The following is a 21,928-nucleotide window of genomic DNA, read 5'->3' as shown; positions in this document are numbered from 1 at the left end:
GCGGGGGCCGCCGTGCCCCTTTTCACGTCGACTGTTCGGGAAGGCAGGCATTGGTGCGGAATGACAAAACCATGAGCGTGGCGGAGATGCCGGTGGCAAGGCCGGCGCGCGACACGCGGATCGACGTGCTGCGCGCGCTGGCGCTGATCGCGATCTTCATCAACCACGTTCCGGGCAACCTGCTCGAACACCTGACGCACAAGAACTTCGGCTTTTCCGATTCGGCCGAAGCCTTCGTGCTGATCTCGGGCATTTCGGCAGGGCTGGCCTTCGTGGCGACGTTCATTCCGGGCAAGCGCCTCGCCGTCAGCGTGCGGGTCCTGCGGCGTTCCTTCAGCCTCTATGTCGCCCACGTGATGACGAGCCTGGTCACGTTTGCAATCTTTGCCGGCGGGGCGCTCTGGTTCTCGCGGCCCGACCTCCTGTCCGAGATCAACCTGCGCGCGGTGGTCGACCGGACCGAGGAGGGGTTGCTCGGCATGGTGCTCCTCGGCCATCAGTTCGGCTACAACAACATCCTGTCGATGTATGCCGTCATCCTGCTGATGCTGCCCGGCATGCTCTGGCTGCATGCGCGCAACCCCGCCCTGATGCTGGCGCTGTCCGGGTTGCTGTGGCTTGCCGCGGGCCTCTGGAACATCGCGCCGTCCAATCTCCTGGACGACGGCTACTGGTTCCTCAATCCCTTCTCCTGGCAGTTCCTGTTCGCGATCGGCCTTGCCGCCAGCAGCCGCGCCCGGCAGGGCGCGTTGCCCGAGGCGAACAGGGCGGTGATCGCCCTGTGCTGCGCCTATCTCGCCGTCTCCTTCGTCTGGGTCGTGCTGTCGCTCTGGTGGATCGATACGTCGTTCGGCCTGCCGGCGGTGATCACCGGTTTCGACAAGACCTTCCTGTCGGCGCCGCGGCTCCTGCATGTGCTCGCGCTCGCCTATCTCGTGGCGATGGTCCCCGCACTGTCCGGCTGGCTGGCCCTGCCTGCGGCCCATCCGCTGACGGCGGTCGGCCGCCATGGCCTGGCGATCTTCATCTTCGGGACGATCCTGGCGATGATCGGCCAGGTGCTGGTGTTCATCTCGGGCAAGAGCGTGCTGGTCGGCACGACCTACGTGACGGTCGGGATCGGCCTCCTGTTCGCCTATGCGCGCTACCTGGACTGGCTGGCGGGACTGTCGAGGCCGATCGCCGCCAAGGCCGGCAAGCAGCCGGCCTGACGGAGGCCGGAAACCCGGGCAGCGGGTTCGCCCTTCTTCCGAATGCGTGAGAGATGCCCCGGCGGATTGCCTGGTGCTACAAAGGGAAACGCCGCACTCGAAACCGAATGCGGCGCTTGATCGTCGGATGGCTGGATGCCTCAGGCGGCGGTATGGCTCTTGCGGACGTCCTCGTCGGTGAGGATGCCGCTTGCCCGCAGCAGCGCTGCGAAACGGCCGTTGCTCTGGCTGAGCTCGTGGAAGGTGCCCATCTCGGCGATGCGACCGTGGTCGAGGAACAGCACCTTGTCCGCCTCGCGCACCGTCGACAGGCGGTGGGCGATGATGAAGGTGGTGCGGTTCTTGCGCAGGTTATCGATCGCCGCCTTGACGCGGGCCTCGGTCTCGACGTCGAGGGCGCTCGTCGCCTCGTCGAGCACGAGGATCGGGGCATCCTTGAGGATGGCACGGGCGATCGCGATGCGCTGGCGCTCGCCGCCGGAGAGGCGATTGCCGCGTTCGCCGACACGGGTGTCGTAGCCTTCCTGGCGCGACTGGATGAAGTCGTCGGCGGCCGCAGCCTCGGCCGCATCCATGATCTCGACATCCGTGGCGCCCTCGCGGCCGAGACGGATATTATCGGAGATCGAGCGGTTGAGCAGGCCAGCGTCCTGGAAGACGGTGGCGATCGATCGGCGCAGCGACTTGCGGGTCACCGTGGAGATGTCGACGCCGTCGATGAGGATCTGGCCGCTCTTGGGGTCGTAGACGCGCTGCAGCAGGTTGACGAGCGTGGTCTTGCCGGCGCCCGTGGGGCCGACGATCGCGACCGTCTGCCCGGCCTCGGCGGTGAACGAGATGTCGCGGACACCCTGCGTCGCATTGGCGAAGTCGAAGTTGACGTCGCGAAACTCGACCTTGCCGCGGACATCGCTCAGCTCGCCGGCATCGGCCGGCTCCTCGCGGTCCTTGACGGAATCCTCCAGGACGAAGAAGTCCTCGAGCTTGGCGCGCGCCTCGAAGATCTGCTCGGCAAACTGCTTCATCTGGTCCAGGCGACCGATGAGAAGGCCCGCGAAGCCGATGAAGGCGATGACGTCGCCGACGCGCAGCTCGCCGCGCTGGACGAGGACCGTGCCGATCACGAGGATCGTCATCATGGAGATCGTCGAGGCGATGCGGTTCAGCGCGCTTGCGAGCGCCCACCAGTCGAGCACCGGATACTGGGCATTGATGAGCTGCTGGGCGAACTGCTTCAGCTGCTTCGTCTCGGCCTCGATGCGGTTGTAGCTGTGCACCACCGAGACGTTGCTGATGGAGTCCGATACGTGCGAGAAGACGGTGTGATAGTGGCCCTCGACCGAGGCCTGGCCGTCGCGGGTCTTGTTCATCACCACCTTGCCGATGATGACATAGGCGACACCGAGAACGACGAGCACCAGCGACAGCCGGTAATCCATGACGAAGGCGGTCGGGACCAGCAGGACGAGCGCGATCGCGGTCGCCAGGTGGGTGCGCATGAATTCGAGCCAGAGGCCGAACATGGTCTCGCAGGCGCGCAGCAGCGTGTGCAGCGCGTTGGAGGTGCCGCGCTGGCTGTGCCAGGAGAGCGGCATGGAGATGATCCGTCCGAAGGCTTCCGTGATCAGGCTGGCGCGGCGGCCATGGGCCAGCCGGTCGGCCTCGCGGGCTACCAGGACGAAGGCGATCGTGTTGAACACGCCGAAGCCGGCCCACATCAAAAGCATGGGCGTGACGGCACCCTTCGACGAGATGGCGTCGATGATCTTGCCGAAAAGCACCGGCTCGGCGATGGTGATGACCGCCAGCACGACGTTTGCGACGACGATTGACGACACGCGGAACCGGTATACCGATAGATAGCTTAGCGCCCGCGTGTAAACCTGAAACAACGACACTTCGAAACCCTTTCGCGGTCCTGTATTGTGCACTGCGACAGCCCCTTGGGACGGATGCATGCACACGGTCTGCGGCCGGTCCTCCCCGGGAGGCTCTCTCTGTCGGCCGCATCTTCAGCGATGGCTGAATGCTATTTGCTTGTCGATGAATGGACGCTGAACGGTACGTTGCCAAATCGGCGCAACTTGATAAACGGATCGGCGGCGGGTGTTTTTCCCGCGTCGTGCCCGTTTTGCGAGCAGGGCGCTCGAGTGACAAAATGTATTGGAGGGGCCGCGTGTCCGGTCGATTTTATTATGAACATCAATCTTCTGGCCCAGTTTACGGGCCTGCTCGATGAACTAACGGCACCCGGCGAACTCCTGCCGGAGTTCGAGCGGCTGCTCGACCGATACGGCTTCGACTACTACGTCGTGACGCGCCAGCCGAAGCCTCACGAGGATGTGATGGCCCTGGTGCTGGCGGGGCGCTGGCCGGAGGGGTGGCCGGATATCTACGCCCGGAAGAAATACATCGTCATCGATCCGACGGTCCAATATCTCAACCATGCCCATGCCGCCTTCCGCTGGCGCGATTCCCTGACGGCGCTGCATGCCAATCCCCATCGCAAGCGGATGGAGCGGATGATGGTCGATGCGCGCAACAACGGCCTGGAGGACGGCTACACGTTCCCGGTCCACGGACGCCGCGGCCTGCTTGGAAACATCACCGTCGGCGGCAAGCCGGTGGACCTGCATCCGGCCGAGATCGGGCTGTTCGAGAACGTCACCAAGAAGCTCTTCTGGAAGCTGCTGCAGCATGCCGATCCGCAGAAGTCGACGGCGCTGTCGGCGGAGATCAACCTGCACCTGACGCGCCGCGAAATGGAGGCGCTGAACTATCTCGCCGACGGCATGACCTCCCACGAGATCGCCCGCGTGCTGAAGATCTCCAACCACACCGTCGACTGGTACATGAACGGCATCCAGGAGAAACTGAAGGCCAAGAACCGGCACCACGTGGTCGCCCTGTCGTTCCGGCTCGGGCTGATTTCCTGACGGTGCAAATCGTCTGCGTCGGCATAAGGCGGAAATTGAACTTCCGTTTGGGACTCGCTAATGTTTCTTTTCGCGGGTGCAGCATTCCCGCGCCCAAGTCAATGAGGAGTCCGACTTGCCCATATCCAAGATCCTTGTCGCCAACCGTTCCGAGATCGCCATCCGCGTGTTCCGCGCGGCCAATGAGCTCGGTCTGAAAACAGTCGCGATCTGGGCCGAAGAGGACAAACTTGCGCTGCACCGCTTCAAGGCGGACGAGAGCTACCAGGTCGGCCGCGGACCGCATCTTGCCCGCGATCTCGGCCCGATCGAGAGCTATCTCTCGATCGAGGAGGTGATTCGCGTCGCCAAGCTTTCCGGGGCGGACGCCATTCACCCGGGTTACGGCCTTCTGTCGGAAAGCCCGGAATTCGCCGAGGCCTGTGCGGCGGCCGGCATCACCTTCATCGGCCCGACGCCGGAGACGATGCGCCAGCTCGGCAACAAGGTGGCCGCGCGCAATCTGGCGATCTCGATCGGCGTGCCGGTCGTGCCCGCGACCGATCCGCTGCCGGACGACATGGCGGAAGTCGCCCGCATGGCCGAGGAGATCGGCTATCCCGTCATGCTCAAGGCCTCCTGGGGCGGCGGCGGCCGCGGCATGCGCGCGATCCGCGACCCCAGGGACCTCGCCCGTGAGGTCACCGAGGCCAAGCGCGAGGCGAAGGCGGCCTTCGGAAAGGACGAGGTCTATCTGGAAAAGCTGGTCGAGCGGGCCCGCCACGTCGAAAGCCAGGTCCTCGGCGACACGCATGGCAATGCCGTGCATCTCTTCGAGCGCGACTGCTCGATCCAGCGGCGCAACCAGAAGGTCGTTGAGCGCGCGCCAGCACCTTACCTGAGCGAGGCGCAGCGGCAGGAGCTTGCGGACTATTCGCTGAAGATCGCCCGGGCCACCAACTATGTCGGCGCAGGCACGGTCGAGTACCTGATGGACGCCGATACCGGCAATTTCTACTTCATCGAGGTCAATCCGCGCATCCAGGTCGAGCACACCGTCACCGAGGAGGTGACCGGCATCGACATCGTCAAGGCGCAGATCCACATCCTCGACGGCTTCGCCATCGGCACGCCGGAATCCGGCGTTCCGGCGCAGGCGGACATCCGCCTCAACGGCAACGCGCTGCAGTGCCGCATCACCACCGAGGATCCGGAGCAGAACTTCATTCCCGACTACGGGCGCATCACCGCCTATCGGGGCGCCACCGGCTTCGGCATCCGCCTCGATGGCGGTACGGCCTATTCCGGCGCGGTGATCACGCGCTACTACGATCCGCTCCTGGAAAAGGTGACCGCCTGGGCGCCGACGCCGGAGGAGGCGATCCAGCGCATGGACCGGGCGCTGCGCGAGTTCCGCATCCGCGGCGTCGCCACGAACCTGACCTTCCTGGAAGCGATCATCGGCCACCCGAAGTTCCGCGACAACAGCTACACGACGCGCTTCATCGATTCGACGCCGGAACTGTTCGCGCAGGTGAAGCGCCAGGATCGCGCGACCAAGCTTCTGACCTACCTGGCCGACGTCAGCGTCAACGGGCATCCCGAGGCGAAGGGCCGGCCGATGCCGTCCGACGACATCGCCGCACCGGTCGTGCCCTATTCGGAAGGCACTATCGCAGCCGGCTCCAAGCAGAAGCTCGACGAACTCGGCCCGCGGAAGTTCGCCGAATGGGTTCGCGCGCAGAAGCAGGTGCTTCTGACCGACACGACCATGCGCGACGGGCACCAGTCGCTGCTGGCCACCCGCATGCGCACCTACGACATCGCCCGCATCGCCGAGACCTATGCGCGCACGCTGCCGCAGCTGTTCTCGCTCGAATGCTGGGGCGGGGCGACCTTCGACGTCTCCATGCGCTTCCTCACCGAGGATCCGTGGGAGCGTCTCGCCATGGTTCGTGAGGGCGCGCCGAACCTGCTGCTACAGATGCTCCTGCGCGGGGCGAACGGCGTCGGCTACAAGAACTATCCGGACAACGTGGTGAAGTATTTCGTCCGCCAGGCGGCGAAGGGCGGCATCGACGTGTTCCGCGTATTCGACTGCCTCAATTGGGTAGAGAACATGCGCGTCTCGATGGACGCGGTGGTTGAGGAGAACAGAATCTGCGAGGCGGCGATCTGCTACACCGGCGACATCCTGACCTCGGCCCGGCCGAAATACGACCTGAAATACTACACCGCCCTTGCCGCCGAACTGGAGAGGGCCGGTGCGCACATCATCGCGCTGAAGGACATGGCGGGCCTGCTGAAGCCGGCGGCCGCGCGCGTGCTGTTCAAGGCGCTGCGGGAGGCGACCGACCTGCCGATCCACTTCCATACGCATGATACCTCGGGGATCGCGGCTGCGACGGTGCTCGCCGCCGTCGAGACCGGCGTTGACGTGGTGGATGCGGCGATGGACGCGCTTTCGGGCAATACCTCGCAGCCCTGCCTCGGCTCGATCGTCGAGGCGCTGCGCGGTTCGGAGCGCGATCCGGGGCTCGACCCGGAATGGATCCGCCGCATCTCCTTCTACTGGGAGGCGGTGCGCCACCAGTATGCGGCGTTCGAAAGCGATCTCAAGGGGCCCGCCTCGGAGGTCTATCTGCACGAGATGCCGGGCGGCCAGTTCACCAACCTGAAGGAGCAGGCGCGTTCGCTGGGGCTGGAGACGCGCTGGCACGAGGTGGCGCAGGCCTATGCCGACGCCAACCGCATGTTCGGCGATATCGTCAAGGTGACGCCGTCCTCCAAGGTGGTGGGCGACATGGCGCTGATGATGGTCAGCCAGGATCTGACGGTGGCCGACGTCGAGGATCCCGCCAAGGACGTCTCCTTCCCCGAATCGGTCGTCTCGATGCTCAAGGGCGATCTTGGCCAGCCGCCCGGCGGGTGGCCGAAGGCGCTGCAGGAGAAGGTGCTGAAGGGCGAGGCGGCCTATACGGATCGGCCGGGCTCGCTCTTGCCGGATGCCGATCTCGATGCCGAGCGCAAGGCGATCGAGACCAAGCTGGAGCGGAAGGTCAGCGACTACGAGTTCGCCTCCTACCTGATGTATCCGAAGGTGTTCACCGACTACGCGCAGGCGGCCGAGACCTACGGGCCGGTCAGCGTGCTGCCGACGCATGCCTACTTCTACGGGATTGCCTCGGGCGAGGAGCTCTTCGCCGAAATCGAGAAGGGCAAGACGCTCGTCGTCCTCAACCAGACACAGGGCGATGTCGACGAGAAGGGCATGGTCAAGGTGTTCTTCGAACTGAACGGCCAGCCGCGCCCGATCAAGGTCCCCGATCGCAACCGCGGGGCTTCCGGCGCCATCCGCCGCAAGGCCGAAGCCGGCAACGCCGCCCAGCTCGGCGCGCCGATGCCGGGCGTCGTCTCGACGGTGGCCGTCGCGGCCGGCCAGTCCATCAAGGCCGGCGACGTGCTGCTTTCGATCGAGGCCATGAAGATGGAGACGGCCCTGCATGCCGAGAAGGACGGCACCATCGCCGAGGTCCTCGTGCGCGCCGGCGACCAGATCGATGCCAAGGACCTGCTGATCGTGTTCGGCTGATCGCGGAGCGTCGCCGGGCGTCCGAAGGGCGTCCGGCAACTCCCGGGTGGGGAGATCGCTTGCAGGCCCGGTCGTGTGCGGCCATGCGGTGACGTCCGGTCCTCGGGGTTGTCCAAGCGTTGAATGCCTTGCGCGCCGGGCGACCGTCGCAGTGGTCCGGCCGTTTTCATCAAGCCAGTGGTTGCCATCGATGACGTTCACCATTCGCAGCGCCGCAGAAGGCGACCTTGCCGAGGTCGCCGGGATCTATCGCGAATCCGTCCTTAACGGCGTCGCCTCCTACGAGATCGAGCCGCCCACGCTGGACGAGATGCGCGCCCGCTTTTCCGCCATCACGTCGGCGCGCTATCCCTATATCGTCGCCGCGGGTGTGGACGGGGCAATTCTCGGCTATGCCTATGCCTCCGCCTTCCGCACGCGGCCGGCCTACCGGTGGCTGGTGGAGGACTCGATCTACCTGTCGCCGGACGCGCGCGGGCGCGGCGTCGGCAAGGCGCTGCTGGTGGAACTCGTGGAACGTTGCACGACGCTCGGTTTCAGGCAGATGATCGCCGTGATCGGCGGCGCACACCCCGCCTCGGTCGCGGTGCACCGCGCGGTCGGTTTCGAGCATGGCGGGCTGATGAAGGCGACCGGATTCAAGCACGGCCGGTGGCTCGATACGGTGATCATGCAGCGCGCGCTCGGCGAGGGCGCCTCGAGTGATCCGTCGCCCGACACTTTCCCGGGAAACAGGGACGCCTGACGCGCCCGTCTACTTCTCGACCAGCTTCAGGGCCTTGTCGAAAACTTTCAGCACCTGCTGCAGTTCGCGCCCCCGCTTGAGGATCATGCCGTGGGTGTTGACGACGCTGTAGGCGCCCTGCTTCGATGCCAGTTTCGGGTTCTTCTCGACCCGGAACAGCGGCATCTCGCCGGAGCGCTTGAAGATCGAGAACACCGCCTTCTCGTGGGTATGGTCGATCGCATAGTCGCGCCATTCTCCCTCTCCGACCATGCGACCGTAGATCCGGAGGATGGAGTCGAGTTCCTTGCGATGGAAGGTGACCGGAAGCGGGTCTTTGCGGTTGCGGTATTCCCCCAGGTCGACGACGACGCTCGACCCTTGGGACACGGCTTCTCCCGGCGACAAATCCGGTTGATCAGTCATCAGTTCTCCGCACTTCGACAATGACGGTTGGATGACAGTGTGCCTCACCTGAAGGGAATTGCAAGCGCCGGAGGCCGGCGCGCGGTGCCGATATTGCCCGGCGAGCCTGCATCGGCACGAAAAACAGGCAGAAATTTCGCCGGCACCGACAGGTCTCATTTGCGCGGTTGCGGGTCGAATTCGAGGCAACAGGAGGCCCGGAAACGCGGTCTTGCGGCCGGATTTCCACAGAAACGCTCATCGATTTGCACGCGCATATGTTGCCCAAACGCCTGAGAATGCGGGCGAACTGTCCTGATCCGGGACGTCCGTTAACCAGTACGGCACGGCAAAATGCGCGCTTGCCCCATTTCAGACAAATCCGCGCCCAAATTTTCTAGGAAAGTCACGACGCTGCCCTGCAGCCGAACCGCTTTGCATGTGCGGGAAATCGGTCGGCCACAGGGGCACGCGTCGAAGCTCATCCTGTATTCCGTTGCCGGAAGCTTCGTCAAGGTCCGGCCCGGCGTGTCTTCGAACCCTCAAGCCCCAGCCCCTCGAAGATCCCGGTCCGGACCCCCCCTTTTCTTCTCACATCATCGAACTGCCGGAAGGCAGGTTCTACTGTCGGCGTGCCGTCTGCGGCAGCGTCGGCCTGATGACCGTCGCGCCGATAATGGCGCCGGGCGTGTCGCCCGTCTTCATGCGCTGCACGAGGATGGCGCAACCGCCCGTGCCTTTCTGGCTCAGGATGCTGGCCGGCAGGACGAGGGTGGTCTCCTGTCCCTCCCACATGCCGATCGTCTCCATGTCGCGCACCGCATGCCAGTAGGTGACCCTCCGGCCGCGGTTCTCGCCTTCCATGATGTCCACGTCCTGCTGATCGTCGAAATAGGCGGCGAAGACGTTCGCCTTGCCGTGGCCGTTGCCGATGCGAATGCGGATCTCGTCCTGGACGATCTCCGCGGAGACCTCGACGGAGAGACCGCGGCCCTGTGCGTTGAGCGTTTCGATCTGGCTGCGGATCTGCCCCAGTTCCCCGCCGTTGACATGCGCCCGGCCGTTGATGACGGCCTGCGGGGTGTAGACGCTGCCGCGCCCGAACATGCGGGCATAGTCATACTGGCGTTCGGTGTTCTCCTTGGTCGACAGCGTATCGGTCCAGCCGAGATAGTTCCAGTAATCGACATGATAGGCGAGTGCCACCACCCTGCCTTCGCGGATCAGGGTCTCCAGCGCCTTGTCGGCCTTCGGGCAGGACGAGCATCCCTGGCTGGTGAACAGTTCGACAACGCCGATCGGCTGCTGCGTGGCCGCCTCCTGCGCACGCGCGCCGCCGCCTGCCGGAAGGACCGCCAGCAGGCTCGCAATGCAACCAATGATAAGCGGTCTGGACATACGGAATTCCGGAGAAATGCAGGCGAGGTGCCATCGTCGGTGATCGTCATACCCGCTTGCACAGTCAACAGGAAGTCACGATGGAGTGAGACTTCCCTTGCGGGAACTATGCCCCAAAAACAAATGCCGGGGCAATCGCCCCGGCATCGTATCGACTGGAATTCCGGTCGGGATCAGGCGGCGAGGTCGCGCAGAACCGTCTGCAGGATGCCGCCGTTGTTCATGTAGGTGACCTCGTCGAGCGTATCGATGCGGCAGAGGAGCGGAACCTCCTTCACTGAGCCGTCGCCATAGGTGATCTTGGCGATCTTGCGCTCGCGCGGCTTGATTTCGCCCTCGAGGCCGTCGATTTCGACGATTTCGTCGCCCTTCAGGTCCAGGCTCGCCCAGGTCGTGCCTTCCTCGAAGACGAAGGGAACGACGCCCATGCCGACGAGGTTGGAGCGGTGGATGCGCTCGAAGGACTGGGCGATCACCGCCTTGACGCCGAGAAGGTTCGTGCCCTTGGCCGCCCAGTCGCGCGAGGAGCCGTTGCCGTATTCGACGCCGGCGAAGATGACGAGCGGAACGCCCTCTTCCTTGTACTTCATGGCGGCGTCGTAGATCGACATCTCTTCCTTGGACGGATAGTGGATGGTGTAGCCACCTTCCTTGCCGTTCGGGCCGAGCATGTGGTTGCGGATGCGGATGTTGGCAAAGGTGCCGCGCATCATCACCTCATGGTTGCCGCGGCGCGTGCCGTACTGGTTGAAGTCGGCGACGCCGACGCCATTCTCGATCAGGTAGGCACCGGCCGGCGAAGCGGCCTTGATCGAGCCTGCCGGCGAGATGTGGTCGGTGGTGATCTTGTCGCCGAACAGGCCGAGCACGCGGGCGCCCTTGATGTTCTTGATGCCCGCGCCCTTCTTGCCCATGCCGACGAAATAGGGCGGGTTCTGCACGTAGGTCGACTTGTCGTCCCAGGCATAGGTCTGCCCTGCCGGAACCTGCACCGCCTGCCAGTTTTCATCGCCCTTGAAGACGTCGGCATACTTGGTGGCGTAGAGTTCGCGGGTGACGTACTTCATGATGAAGTCCTGGATCTCCTTCGACGAGGGCCAGATGTCCTTCAGGTAGACCGGCTTGCCGTCCTTGTCCTCGCCGATCGGCTCCTTGGTCAGGTCCTTCTGGACCGTGCCGGCCAGCGCATAGGCGACGACCAGCGGCGGCGAGGCCAGGTAGTTGGCCTGGACGTCCGGCGAGATGCGGCCTTCGAAGTTGCGGTTGCCCGAGAGCACGCCGGCGGCGATCAGGCCCTTGTCGTTGATCGTCTTGGAGATCGGCGCCGGCAGCGGGCCGGAGTTGCCGATGCAGGTAGTGCAGCCGAAGCCGACGAGGTTGAAGCCGAGCGCGTCGAGGTCCTTCTGCAGGCCGGACTTGGCGAGATACTCGCCGACCACCTGCGATCCCGGTGCGAGCGAGGTCTTCACCCAGGGCTTGGTCTTCAGGCCCTTCGCGACGGCGTTGCGGGCCAGCAGGCCGGCAGCGATCAGCACGCTCGGGTTGGAGGTGTTGGTGCAGGAGGTGATGGCGGCGATCGCCACGTCGCCATGGCCGATGTCGTAGTCCGTGCCTTCGACGGCATAGCGGTTCGAAAGCTGACCCGGCTTCTTGTAGTCGTCTTCGAGCGCAGTGGCGAAGTTCGGCGCGATCGTCTCGAGTGGCAGGCGGCCTTCGGGGCGCTTCGGGCCGGCCATCGAGGGCACGACGTCGCCGAGATCCAGTTCCAGCGTGTCGGTGAAGACGAGGTCGGAGCCGTCGCCGTCACGCCACATGCCTTGTGCTTTCGAATAGGCTTCGACGAGGGCGATCCGCTGCTCTTCGCGGCCGGACATGGTGAGGTAGTTGATCGTTTCGGCGTCGACCGGGAAGAAGCCACAGGTGGCGCCGTATTCCGGGCCCATGTTGCCGATGGTGGCGCGGTCGGCGAGCGTCATGTTGTCGAGGCCGGGGCCGAAGAATTCGACGAACTTGGAGACGACGCCCTTCTTGCGCAGCATCTGCACGACGGTGAGCACGAGGTCGGTCGCCGTCACGCCTTCCTTCAGCTTGCCGGTCAGCTTGAAGCCGATGACTTCCGGCAGAAGCATGGAAACCGGCTGGCCGAGCATCGCGGCTTCCGCCTCGATGCCGCCGACGCCCCAGCCGAGAACGCCGAGGCCGTTGATCATCGTCGTATGGCTGTCGGTGCCGACGCAGGTGTCCGGGTAGGCGATCGTCTCGCCGTCCTCTTCCTTCGTCCAGACGGTCTGGCCGAGGTATTCGAGGTTGACCTGGTGGCAGATGCCGGTGCCGGGGGGGACGACGCGGAAGTTCTTGAACGCCTGCTGGCCCCACTTCAGGAAGCGGTAGCGCTCGCCGTTGCGCTCGTATTCGAGCTCGACGTTGCGGGCAAAGGCGGTTGCCGTGCCGAATTCATCGACGATGACGGAGTGGTCGATGACGAGGTCGACGGGCACGAGCGGGTTGATCTTTTCCGGATCGCCGCCGAGCGCCTTGATGCCGTCGCGCATGGCTGCGAGGTCGACGACGGCGGGAACGCCGGTGAAGTCCTGCATCAGCACGCGGGCGGGGCGATAGGCGATCTCGCTTTCGACGAGGCCCTTGTTCGAAAGCCAGGCGGCGACGCTCTCGATGTCCTTCTTCGTGACCGAACGGCCGTCTTCGTTGCGCAGCAGGTTCTCGAGCAGAACCTTCATCGAATAGGGAAGCTTCGAGACGCCGGCAAGGCCGTTCGCTTCTGCCTTCGGCAGGCTGTAGTAAATATAGTCGACGCCGTCGACCGTGAGGGTCGAACGACAGTTGAAGCTGTCTAGGGACTTGGACATTTATACCCCGTCTCGTCTGATCGCCAAAAGCTGACGTACGAACGCCCGTGCGCTTGAGAAGCGCGAAATGGGATGCGGGTGCGGTCATTTCCGCTGTCCGTACGCGGAAATCATTCCGGGTTCGGCGCAAGGATGATATTCACGCCGACCGCTGGCGTGTTGCGGGCCTTATAGATAATTTCTAAGGAACGATCCAGAGGACCGGTGTAAGGATCGGAAGAATTTTTTGCAGTGCGGCCAAGGTCGCAGAGGGAAAGTGGACAGATGCGCCTCGTTGCCGAGCGCCTGAGTGCAAGACGGGGCGAAGACCTGATCTTCCGGGATATCTCCTTCGACATCGGCGCCGGCGAGGCGCTGGTGGTGAAAGGGCCGAACGGGTCGGGCAAATCGACCTTGCTGCGCGTCGTGGCCGGCCTGCTGCCGCGGGAAACCGGCAAGGTCAGGCTTGCCGGGGAGGGCGACCACGCGTTCGAGACGGTCGCATCCGCCTGCCACTATCTCGGCCACCGCAACGCGATGAAGCGCGAACTGACGGTGGAGGAGAACCTGCGATTCTGGAAGGATTTCGCCGGTGATTCGGCCGGCGGCTCCGGCATCGGCATCGACGCGGCCGCCGATGCCGTCGGCCTCGGCGGCATCGTGCACCTGCCCTTCGGCTACCTCTCGGCCGGCCAGCAGCGACGGATGGCGATGGCGAAGCTGCTCGTCGCCTGGCGGCCGGTCTGGATCCTCGACGAACCGACGGCGGCGCTCGATGCGGCCGCCGAGACGATGTTTGCCGGCCTGGTGAAGGCGCATCTCTCCCGCGGCGGGCTGGCGATCGCCGCGACGCACCAGCCACTCGGACTTGGAGCGGTGAAGGAGTTGCACCTGGCGGGGTTCGCCGGGGCATCTGCGGAGGCATGGGCGTGACGGATCTCTGCGTTCTCCATGCACGTTCGCCTATGCGGTGCGCATGGCCCCTCACCCTGCCCCTCTCCCCGCAGGCGGGGAGAGGGGACGGAGAGGTTGGCGGCACGCGTCCTTCTCCCCGCAGGCGGGGAGAAGGTGCCGGCAGGCGGATGAGGGGCGGCTGCACGCCGACCGGCCGGAGGACTTTCGCATGACTGCGCTCCTCGTCCGCGACCTCAAGCTTGCCGTGCGCGCCGGGGGCGGGGCGATGATCGGGGTCCTGTTCTTCATGACCGTGGTGGCCGTCATCCCCTTCGGCGTCGGGCCGGACCTGAACCTGCTTGCCCGCATCGGTCCGGCGATCCTGTGGATCGGCGCATTGCTGGCCGCTCTCCTCGGTCTCGACAGGCTGTTCCAGGCCGAACGCGAGGACGGTTCGCTCGACCTCATCCTGATGCAGGAGACGCCGCTGGTGCTGACGGTGCTGGTCAAGTGCCTGGCGCACTGGATCGCGACCGGCCTGCCGCTGGTGATCGCCTCGCCGCTCCTGGCGCTGTTCATGAACATGGACGCGCCGGCGATGGCGGCGACCATGCTGACGCTTCTTGTCGGAACGCCGGCGATCACCTTCATCGGGGCCGCGGGTGCTGCCGTCGCCGTGGCGCTGCCGCGCGGCGGGCTGCTCGTCTCCATTCTCGTGCTGCCGCTCGCCATCCCGGTGCTGATCTTCGGCGTCAGCGCCGTCTATGCCGCCGTGCAGGAGCCCGCGCCGTTCCTGCCGCCCTTCCTGTTCCTGACGGCGCTGACGCTCGTCTTTGCCGTCATCGGCCCGGTCGCCGCCGCGGCGGCACTTCGCGCATCGACGGATTGACGCAAATGTGATTGATGGCGGTCAATTGCAGCGATGGGGCGAAAGCGGTAGATAGAGCCCATGAGCGAACAGAGCCTGGCCATCCGCAAGTTTTCCGATCTCGCCAACCCGACCCGGTTCCTGGCGTTGAGCGCGATCGTCTGGCCATGGATGGCGGCGGCGACGGCGCTGTTCTTCGCCATCGGCCTCTATCTCTGTTTTTCGACCGTCGGCGACTACCAGCAGGGCGAGACGGTGCGGATCATGTATATCCACGTCCCCGCCGCCTGGCTGTCGATGATGTGCTACTCGGTGATGGCGCTCTCGGCGCTCGGGACCCTCGTCTGGCGGCATCCGCTCGCCGACGTCTCGGCGAAGACGGCAGCGCCGATCGGCGCCTGTTTCACCTTCATCGCGCTCATCACCGGCTCGCTGTGGGGCAAGCCGATGTGGGGCACCTGGTGGGTGTGGGACGCGCGGCTGACCTCGGTGTTCGTGCTCTTTCTGATGTATCTCGGCCTGATCGCGCTGAACCGCGCGGTCGACGATCCGACGCGGGCCGCCAGGGTGAGCGCCATCCTGATCCTCGTCGGTTTCGTGAACATCCCGATCATCAAGTTCTCGGTCGACTGGTGGAACACGCTGCACCAGCCGGCCAGCGTCATCCGCCTCGACGGACCGACGATCGACCCGGAATTCCTGCGCCCGCTCGTCGTCATGGCGGTCGCCTTCACGCTGCTGTTCTTCACGCTGCACATCCTTGCGATGCGCAACGAGATCCTGCGCCGGCGCGTGGCGACCCTGCGGCGGCTGGCCGCACGCGCCGCCGGGCATGGCGCGGCTGCCCGCGAGGAGACGCTGCGATGAACCATGCCACCTATGTCGCCGCCGCCTATGCGGCCGCCTTCCTGACAGTTGCCGCCCTCATCCTCTGGGTCTGGCTCGACGGCCGCGCGCGCCGGCGCGAACTGGCGGCGCTGGAGGCCGCCGGCATCCGTCGCCGCTCTGCCGGAGAGGCGAGATGAGCGTACCGGCAGACGAAAAGGCGGCGCAAGCAAGGCCGTCCGGATCGCGCACGCGCGTGCTGCTGGCGCTGTTGCCGCTGGCGATCTTCGTGGCGCTGGCGGCGATCTTCTTCTTCCAGCTGCGCTCGGGGCGCGATATCTCGGAGATCCCGTCGGCGCTGATCGGCACGAAGGCGCCGTTCCGCGATCTGGAGCCCCTGGCGGGAGCGATGCGCGACGGCGTTGCGATCCCGGCGCTGGGCACCGAGACGACGAAGGGCAAGCTGACCCTCGTCAATTTCTGGGCGTCCTGGTGCGTACCCTGCCGACAGGAGCATCCGGCGATCATGGCGCTGTCGCAAGATCCGCGCCTGACCGTCGTCGGCGTCAACTACAAGGACGGCAACGAGAACGCGCTGCGCTTCCTCGGCGAGCTCGGCAATCCGTTTGCCGCCATCGGGCTGGACCCGAACGGCAAGATGGCGATCGACTTCGGGGTCTACGGCATTCCGGAAAGCTATCTCGTCGGCCCCGACGGCACGATCCTCTACAAGAAGGTCGGCCCGTTCGACGAGAACAGCCTGAGGAACGGCCTGATGCCGGCGATCGAGAAGGCACTGGGCGCACCCGCGCAGGCGGGCTGATCGTCAGGTGGCAGGCTGGCCGCGTTGTCGGCCCCGCCTGCCGTCCTCAGGGCGTCTTGCTCTCTGCCGGTTCGGCCGAATACTTCATGATCAGCGGCATCTGGGCGAGCGTGAAGAGGATGGTGATCGGCATCGTGCCCCAGACCTTGAAGGCCACCCAGAAATCCGTCGAGAACTGGCGCCAGACCACCTCGTTCAGCACAGCGAGCACCAGGAAGAACAGGCCCCAGCGCAGCGTCAGCTTGCGCCAGCCCTCGTCGGTGAGCTTGAAGGCGGCGTTGAAGACGTAGCCGAGCAGCGGCTTGCCGAAGGCAAGGCCGCCGAGCAGGATCGCGCCGAACAGCGTGTTGACGATGGTCGGCTTCATCTTGATGAAGGTGTCGTTCTGCAGCCAGAGCGTCAGCGCGCCGAAGACGAAGACGACGATGCCCGAGACCAGCGGCATCATCGGGAGCGTCCGCGTTAGCACCCAGGAGACGATAAGCGCGGCCGCCGTCGCGGCCATGAACAGGCCGGTGGCGATGAAGATCGGGCCGCCGAGCTCGGCAAGGGCGGGGAAATGCCCCGCCAGCCATTCGCCGCGCGAATTGGCGAAGAAGAAGACGACGAGGGGCCCAAGTTCCAGCACCAGCTTCAGCGCCGGGCTGATCTTGGGCTTGCCGGCGTCGTCCAGCGTCTCGATGATCCTGTCGTTGCTCATGCCTCAACCCCTGCAATCGCCTGCGCAAAATCCTTCGCCTCGAACGGTTCGAGATCGTCGATCCCTTCGCCGACGCCGATGAAATAGACCGGCAGCTTGTGTTTGGCGGCAATCGCCACCAGGATGCCGCCGCGTGCCGTACCGTCCAATTTTGTCATGATCAGGCCTGAGACGCCGGCGACGTTACGGAAAATCTCCACCTGGTTCATCGCGTTCTGGCCTGTCGTGGCGTCGAGCGTCTGCAGCACGGTATGCGGCGCGTCCGGATCGAGCTTGCCGAGCACGCGGACGATCTTTTCCAGCTCCGCCATCAGTTCGGCCTTGTTCTGCAGCCGGCCGGCGGTGTCGACGATGAGGACGTCGCTCTTCTTTTCCTTGGCCTGCTCATAGGCCTCGTAGGCGAGACCGGCTGCGTCGGCGCCGAGCTTGGAGGAGACGATGTCGGAACCGGTGCGCTCGGCCCAGATCTTCAGCTGCTCGATCGCAGCGGCACGGAAGGTGTCGCCGGCGGCCATCATCACCTTCAGGCCGGCGCCCGAGAGCTTGGCTGCAAGCTTGCCGATCGTGGTGGTCTTGCCCGTGCCGTTGACGCCGACGACGAGGATGACGTGCGGCTTGTGCGAAAGGTCGAGCTCGAGCGGCTTTGCGACGGGCTCGAGCACCTTGGTGATCTCGCCGGCCATGATGCGGCCGACGTCCTCGCCGGTGACGTCCTTGCCGTAGCGCTCGGCGGCGAGCGTGTCGGTGATGCGCAGCGCCGTCTCGACGCCGAGGTCGGCCTGGATCAGGAGGTCTTCCAGATCCTGCAGCGTCGCATCGTCGAGCTTGCGCTTGGTGAAGAGGCTGGCGATCTGGCCGGTCAGCTGCGAGGAGGTCCGCGCCAGGCCGGCGCGCAGGCGCTGGAACCAGCTGAGCCTGGGCGCGGGTGCCGCAGGCTGTTCCTTCGGCTTCTGGTCGGCCGTGGAGAAGCCCTTCGGCAGCACCGGTTCGGGGCGGCTTTCTTCGGCGACGTCCGGCTCGGCCGGTTTCGTCTTTCTTGCCTTAGGTTTTACGGGCTTTGCCGGCGGCGCGACGGGTTCGTCGGCGGGCACGGGCGAGGGTTCGGAAAGCGCCGCCTCCGCATCGGCATCGGCCGCCCGGAAATCGTCGTCGGTCGCCGCAGCGTTCACTGCGGCTTCGGCCGCCGCGATCTCCTCATGGGCGTGCTCGACGCCGCCGAGGCCGATATTGACCAGCTCGGCGGCGCGGATCGCCTCCGCCTCGGGGGTCAGTGCCGTTTCCGGCTCCCCTGCTGCTTCCCCGGCTTCCCCGGCAGGCCCGGCTAGGTCCGGTGCCGGGCCGCCGGCGGTCTCGATCTCCGGCGCGATCACCTCGTCGGGCGCCACCGGCAGCGGATGGACGACGGGCGGGAGCGGGTAGATATCGACCTGCGGCTCGCGATGATGTGCCGCCTCGGGATTGGCAGCCTCGGCCTCCTCGAGGAGGAAATCATGCTCGCCGGCAGGCTCCATCGGTACGGCGTCGAGCGGTGCCGACTGCGGAAGGCCGGCGTCCTCGACCTGGGGGACCGGATCGGGCTTTACGGCCTCCTCATGCGTTTGTGGCGCAGGGGCTGTGTCCTTGCCGAAGGTGAAGACTTTCTTGATGAAGCCGAAGGCCATGAATGATTTCCGCTAGTTGCGAACGGATGCGGGGTCTGCCCGCACGGTCAGGTGCTTGCCATTGTGGCCGGTGACGACCACCGAAACAAGTTCACGCGGGACAAGGCCTGCGGCATCGGCCAGCGTGAAGTTCTCCGTATGCGCCAGTCCGTTGTTTTCGACAAGGATCGTTTGCCGGCTTCCCACCATGGCGGAGAGATGGGCCAGTTGCAGTTTTTGTCCAGTCTCGCGCAGGCGCGCGGCGCGCTCCTTGACCAGCGCCCGGTCGAGTTGCGGCATGCGCGCCGCCGGCGTGCCGGGCCGGGGGCTATAGGGGAAGACATGCAACTGCGCGATGCCGCATGCCTCGGCAAGGCTGGCGCTCCGCTCCGCCATGTCCGCCGTCTCGGTCGGAAAGCCGGCGATCATGTCGGCGCCGAAACTGATCTCCGGCCGAAGGCTGCGCGCCTTGCGACAGAAATCGATCGCGTCCTGGCGAGAATGCCGCCGCTTCATCCGCTTCAGGATCAGGTCGTCGCCGTGCTGGAGGGACAGGTGCAGATGGGGCATGAAGCGCGGCTCGTCGGCGATCAGGTCGAAGAGATGGCTGTCCGCCTCGATCCCGTCGATGGAGGAGAGCCTGAGCCGGAGGATATCCGGCACCTGCTTCAGGAGCGTCTTCGCCAGCAGGCCGAGGCTCGGCTGCCAGGGGAGGTCGGCGCCGTAGCTCGTGGCGTCGACGCCGGTCAACACGATCTCGCGGTAGCCGCCGTCGACGAGCCTGTGCGCCTGGTCGACGATCGCGCCCATCGGCACCGAGCGGGAGTTGCCGCGACCATAGGGGATGATGCAGAAGGTGCAGCGGTGGTCGCAGCCGTTCTGGACCTGGATGAAGGCGCGCACGTGGCCGTCGATCGCCTTGACCATCTGCGGCGCGGTTTCAGTCACGCCCATGATGTCGTTAACGCGGACCTTCTCTTCCGCCGAGACACCGAAATCCGGCAGGGACCGGTAGGAGGCGCTCCGCAGCTTCTCCTCGTTGCCGAGCACGGCATCCACCTCCGGCATGCCGGCAAAGGTTTCCTGCTCCGTCTGGGCGGCGCAGCCGGTGACGATGATGCGGGCATGGGGATTGTCGCGGCGAGCGCGGCGGATCGCCTGGCGGGCCTGGCGCACGGCCTCGCCGGTGACGGCGCAGGTGTTGACGAGGATGGCGTTGTTCAGCCCCGCCTTCTCGGCCTCGCCGCGCATCACTTCCGATTCGTAGGTGTTGAGACGGCAGCCGAAGGTTATGACCTCGACGCCGCTCAAAGCGCGGCCGCTCCGCCTTCGGCCTCGTCGCGCCGCCAGGTCCCGGTCGCGGGATCGACGGTGCCGGACCACTCCCATTCGGCGGGCCCGGTCATGATCACGTGGTCGTCGCTCTCGCGCCACTCGATGTCGAGCGTGCCGCGGTTCGGGCTGCTGGCGACGGTGACGGCGACCTTGCGCCCGGTGCGTCCCGTCCGGGCGCCGCTGACGGCGGCGGCGCAGGCGGCGGAACCGCAGGCGAGCGTCAGCCCGGCGCCGCGCTCCCAGGTCCGCGTCGTCATCGACGAGCGCGAGGTGACCTCGGCGAGCGTGATGTTGGCGCGCTCGGGGAAGATCGGATGGTTTTCGAGCAGCGGGCCGAAGCGGGCGAGATCGAAGGACATCACGTCGCGATCGACCCAGAAGACGGCGTGCGGATTGCCCATCGACATGGCCGAGGGCGAATGCAGCACGGGATCGTCGATCGGGCCGATCTGCAACTCGATGCGGCGGGTGTCGAAGAACTCCTCGGAAAGCGGAATCCTGTCCCACTCGAAGACGGGCTTGCCCATGTCGACGGAGATCGTGCCGTCCTCGTGCTCCACCGCATTCAGGATGCCGGCGACCGTCTGGAAAGCGAAGGCCTTCTTGCCGGTTTCTGCGGCAAGCGCCTGGACGACGCAGCGCGTGCCGTTGCCGCAGGCCTGCGCCTTGCTGCCGTCGCAGTTGAGAATATCGATGAAGGCGTCGGTGCCGTCCGCCTTCGGATCGTGGATCGCCATGATCTGGTCGAAGGCGGTCTCGGCGTCCGCGGTGAGCGCGACCGCCGCCTCCGGCGTCACCCGGTCGGTGCGACCGCGCATGTCGACGACCAGGATCTTGTTGCCAAGCCCGTTCATCCTCGCGAATGCGACAAAGTCTGCCATGTTGCCCATCCCGTCGGGCGCCGATTGCCCGCTTTCCGGCGTATATGGCGGAATTGCCGGGAAATTACCAGTGGCAGGCGAGCCTATCCGGCCTCAGGCAAAGCTCTCTTCCACCAAGGCATGCACCCGGTTGAAGGCCGCCTTGGCGCCCTCGGCCACCCTGATCTCGTCTTCCTCCGACAGGGGCAGCGTGTTGTAGGCGGAAACGAAATTGCGCCAGTGCAGGCCGCGGCCGCTCGGATGGCCGGCGAGATGCCGTGCGCCGTCCTCTTCCGACAGACCGAGCTTGATCGCTTCCTTCAAGAGGAAGGCGGCGCCGAGGTTCGACCCTTCGGCGACGTAGACCCAGCCGAGCGCCGTCGGCAGGTCGAGCGCGCCGTTCCGGCCGGCGATGTCGGACGGCTCATTGCCGGTGACGTCGCGGATATCCTGCCTGATCGCCTCGAAGCGGCAGCGGTCGGCAAGGCCCGGCAGCAGCCGGTTCAGGTCCGGCGCGGCATAGAGCGGGGCGACATCGGCATGGAAGCCGTGCTGTACGGACAGAAACCGTGCGTAGCGTTCCTTGCTCGCGAAGGGCTCGGCGGCCATGATGCGCTTGTCGAGACGGTCGTGCGTTGCTTCCGTCATCGTCTTCAGACGCTGGATGCGGGTGACTTCGGCGGGATTTTCCAGTTCGGTCTGCATTTCTTTCCCCAAAAACTCATGAATTAGCGTATCAAGCAAATGTGAGCATCTTTCGTCAAGGCGGGAGTTCGAGGACGCATGCTGTTCTGCCGGTTCCGGCGCATTTTCGGCCTCCATCCTTGACTTCGGCGCAGCTTTCCTGTTTATCCGCGCCATCTGCGACAAGTTCAGACACTTGAAGCCGCCG

The 21,928-nt window shown here is 65.5% G+C and carries 18 protein-coding genes; 9 read left to right on the top strand and 9 right to left on the bottom strand.

Annotation, left to right across the window (positions count from 1 at the left end; all coding sequences use genetic code 11):
• Positions 1 to 71 precede the first annotated feature (71 nt).
• The gene (locus tag OCK02_RS01480) at positions 72 to 1,211 is read left to right on the top strand and encodes an OpgC family protein (RefSeq protein WP_263811489.1); all 1,140 of its coding nucleotides are present in this window, start codon (positions 72 to 74) and stop codon (positions 1,209 to 1,211) included.
• Positions 1,212 to 1,351: 140 nt separating this feature from the next.
• On the opposite strand, the gene OCK02_RS01475 is transcribed toward OCK02_RS01480, so the two are convergent.
• Complete coding sequence (locus tag OCK02_RS01475; protein WP_230806175.1) at positions 1,352 to 3,109, bottom strand: glucan ABC transporter ATP-binding protein/ permease; 1,758 nt, start codon at positions 3,107 to 3,109, stop codon at positions 1,352 to 1,354.
• A gap of 297 nt (positions 3,110 to 3,406) precedes the next feature.
• Between OCK02_RS01475 and OCK02_RS01470 the strand changes: the two genes are divergently transcribed.
• From OCK02_RS01470 to OCK02_RS01460, 3 genes are all read left to right on the top strand, one after another.
• Positions 3,407 to 4,147: a LuxR family transcriptional regulator gene (locus OCK02_RS01470; RefSeq protein WP_263811488.1), complete on the top strand. Its 741-nt coding sequence runs from the start codon at positions 3,407 to 3,409 to the stop codon at positions 4,145 to 4,147.
• Between the two features lie 115 nt (positions 4,148 to 4,262).
• Positions 4,263 to 7,718, top strand: a complete 3,456-nt coding sequence (gene pyc, locus OCK02_RS01465) for a pyruvate carboxylase (RefSeq protein WP_263811487.1) — start codon at positions 4,263 to 4,265, stop codon at positions 7,716 to 7,718.
• 190 nt (positions 7,719 to 7,908) lie between these two features.
• The gene (locus OCK02_RS01460) at positions 7,909 to 8,463 is read left to right on the top strand and encodes a GNAT family N-acetyltransferase (RefSeq protein WP_263811486.1); all 555 of its coding nucleotides are present in this window, start codon (positions 7,909 to 7,911) and stop codon (positions 8,461 to 8,463) included.
• 9 nt (positions 8,464 to 8,472) lie between these two features.
• Here OCK02_RS01460 and OCK02_RS01455 read toward each other — a convergent pair whose 3' ends face one another.
• From OCK02_RS01455 to acnA, 3 genes are all read right to left on the bottom strand, one after another.
• Complete coding sequence (locus OCK02_RS01455; RefSeq protein ID WP_263811485.1) at positions 8,473 to 8,868, bottom strand: DUF2794 domain-containing protein; 396 nt, start codon at positions 8,866 to 8,868, stop codon at positions 8,473 to 8,475.
• Between the two features lie 600 nt (positions 8,869 to 9,468).
• Positions 9,469 to 10,263, bottom strand: a complete 795-nt coding sequence (locus OCK02_RS01450) for a DUF1223 domain-containing protein (RefSeq protein ID WP_412178746.1) — start codon at positions 10,261 to 10,263, stop codon at positions 9,469 to 9,471.
• Positions 10,264 to 10,418: 155 nt separating this feature from the next.
• Positions 10,419 to 13,112, bottom strand: a complete 2,694-nt coding sequence (acnA, locus tag OCK02_RS01445; protein ID WP_263811483.1) for an aconitate hydratase AcnA — start codon at positions 13,110 to 13,112, stop codon at positions 10,419 to 10,421.
• Positions 13,113 to 13,376: 264 nt separating this feature from the next.
• Here acnA and ccmA point away from each other — a divergent pair, with 264 nt between their 5' ends.
• The 5 genes from ccmA (at position 13,377) to OCK02_RS01420 (ending at position 16,501) form a co-directional block, all read left to right on the top strand.
• Positions 13,377 to 14,024 (top strand): heme ABC exporter ATP-binding protein CcmA, encoded by a 648-nt coding sequence (gene ccmA, locus OCK02_RS01440; protein WP_263811482.1) that lies wholly within the window; start codon positions 13,377 to 13,379, stop codon positions 14,022 to 14,024.
• Between the two features lie 190 nt (positions 14,025 to 14,214).
• The gene (ccmB, locus tag OCK02_RS01435) at positions 14,215 to 14,874 is read left to right on the top strand and encodes a heme exporter protein CcmB (protein ID WP_230806160.1); all 660 of its coding nucleotides are present in this window, start codon (positions 14,215 to 14,217) and stop codon (positions 14,872 to 14,874) included.
• A 60-nt stretch (positions 14,875 to 14,934) separates the two neighbouring features.
• A complete protein-coding gene (locus OCK02_RS01430; RefSeq protein WP_263811481.1) occupies positions 14,935 to 15,720 on the top strand; it encodes a heme ABC transporter permease in 786 nt (261 codons plus the stop codon).
• Positions 15,717 to 15,878: a heme exporter protein CcmD gene (gene ccmD, locus OCK02_RS01425; RefSeq protein ID WP_230806156.1), complete on the top strand. Its 162-nt coding sequence runs from the start codon at positions 15,717 to 15,719 to the stop codon at positions 15,876 to 15,878. Before OCK02_RS01430 ends, ccmD begins: the two co-directional genes overlap by 4 nt.
• Positions 15,875 to 16,501, top strand: a complete 627-nt coding sequence (locus OCK02_RS01420) for a DsbE family thiol:disulfide interchange protein (RefSeq protein ID WP_230806154.1) — start codon at positions 15,875 to 15,877, stop codon at positions 16,499 to 16,501. The genes ccmD and OCK02_RS01420 overlap by 4 nt, the downstream gene beginning before the upstream one ends.
• A gap of 46 nt (positions 16,502 to 16,547) precedes the next feature.
• Here OCK02_RS01420 and OCK02_RS01415 read toward each other — a convergent pair whose 3' ends face one another.
• The 5 genes from OCK02_RS01415 to OCK02_RS01395 form a co-directional block, all read right to left on the bottom strand.
• Complete coding sequence (locus tag OCK02_RS01415; protein ID WP_412178739.1) at positions 16,548 to 17,201, bottom strand: septation protein A; 654 nt, start codon at positions 17,199 to 17,201, stop codon at positions 16,548 to 16,550.
• Positions 17,198 to 18,862 carry a signal recognition particle-docking protein FtsY gene (gene ftsY / locus OCK02_RS01410; protein ID WP_263811480.1) on the bottom strand — a complete coding sequence of 555 codons (1,665 nt, stop codon included), beginning with the start codon at positions 18,860 to 18,862 and terminating at the stop codon, positions 17,198 to 17,200. Before ftsY ends, OCK02_RS01415 begins: the two co-directional genes overlap by 4 nt.
• A gap of 12 nt (positions 18,863 to 18,874) precedes the next feature.
• Positions 18,875 to 20,152: a tRNA (N(6)-L-threonylcarbamoyladenosine(37)-C(2))-methylthiotransferase MtaB gene (mtaB, locus tag OCK02_RS01405; protein WP_263811479.1), complete on the bottom strand. Its 1,278-nt coding sequence runs from the start codon at positions 20,150 to 20,152 to the stop codon at positions 18,875 to 18,877.
• Positions 20,149 to 21,057 (bottom strand): diaminopimelate epimerase, encoded by a 909-nt coding sequence (gene dapF, locus OCK02_RS01400; protein ID WP_263811478.1) that lies wholly within the window; start codon positions 21,055 to 21,057, stop codon positions 20,149 to 20,151. The genes mtaB and dapF overlap by 4 nt, the downstream gene beginning before the upstream one ends.
• A 93-nt stretch (positions 21,058 to 21,150) precedes the next feature.
• Positions 21,151 to 21,741 carry a biliverdin-producing heme oxygenase gene (locus tag OCK02_RS01395; RefSeq protein WP_263811477.1) on the bottom strand — a complete coding sequence of 197 codons (591 nt, stop codon included), beginning with the start codon at positions 21,739 to 21,741 and terminating at the stop codon, positions 21,151 to 21,153.
• Positions 21,742 to 21,928 lie beyond the last annotated feature (187 nt).

Source organism: Rhizobium sp. TRM96647, from assembly GCF_025780115.1.
In the GTDB taxonomy this organism is placed as follows: Bacteria; Pseudomonadota; Alphaproteobacteria; order Rhizobiales; family Rhizobiaceae; genus Mycoplana.
This window is presented reverse-complemented; position numbering and strand designations above follow the sequence as displayed.

Coding starts and splice junctions, on each gene's coding strand:
- OCK02_RS01480 (WP_263811489.1), top strand. CDS start 72: ATGAGCGTGGCGGAGATGCCGGTGGCAAGGCCGGCGCGCGACACGCGG.
- OCK02_RS01470 (WP_263811488.1), top strand. CDS start 3,407: ATGAACATCAATCTTCTGGCCCAGTTTACGGGCCTGCTCGATGAACTA.
- OCK02_RS01460 (WP_263811486.1), top strand. CDS start 7,909: ATGACGTTCACCATTCGCAGCGCCGCAGAAGGCGACCTTGCCGAGGTC.
- OCK02_RS01455 (WP_263811485.1), bottom strand. CDS start 8,868: ATGACTGATCAACCGGATTTGTCGCCGGGAGAAGCCGTGTCCCAAGGG.
- acnA (WP_263811483.1), bottom strand. CDS start 13,112: ATGTCCAAGTCCCTAGACAGCTTCAACTGTCGTTCGACCCTCACGGTC.
- ccmA (WP_263811482.1), top strand. CDS start 13,377: ATGCGCCTCGTTGCCGAGCGCCTGAGTGCAAGACGGGGCGAAGACCTG.
- ccmB (WP_230806160.1), top strand. CDS start 14,215: ATGACTGCGCTCCTCGTCCGCGACCTCAAGCTTGCCGTGCGCGCCGGG.
- OCK02_RS01430 (WP_263811481.1), top strand. CDS start 14,935: ATGAGCGAACAGAGCCTGGCCATCCGCAAGTTTTCCGATCTCGCCAAC.
- ccmD (WP_230806156.1), top strand. CDS start 15,717: ATGAACCATGCCACCTATGTCGCCGCCGCCTATGCGGCCGCCTTCCTG.
- OCK02_RS01420 (WP_230806154.1), top strand. CDS start 15,875: ATGAGCGTACCGGCAGACGAAAAGGCGGCGCAAGCAAGGCCGTCCGGA.
- OCK02_RS01415 (WP_412178739.1), bottom strand. CDS start 17,201: ATGAGCAACGACAGGATCATCGAGACGCTGGACGACGCCGGCAAGCCC.
- ftsY (WP_263811480.1), bottom strand. CDS start 18,862: ATGGCCTTCGGCTTCATCAAGAAAGTCTTCACCTTCGGCAAGGACACA.
- dapF (WP_263811478.1), bottom strand. CDS start 21,057: ATGGCAGACTTTGTCGCATTCGCGAGGATGAACGGGCTTGGCAACAAG.
- OCK02_RS01395 (WP_263811477.1), bottom strand. CDS start 21,741: ATGCAGACCGAACTGGAAAATCCCGCCGAAGTCACCCGCATCCAGCGT.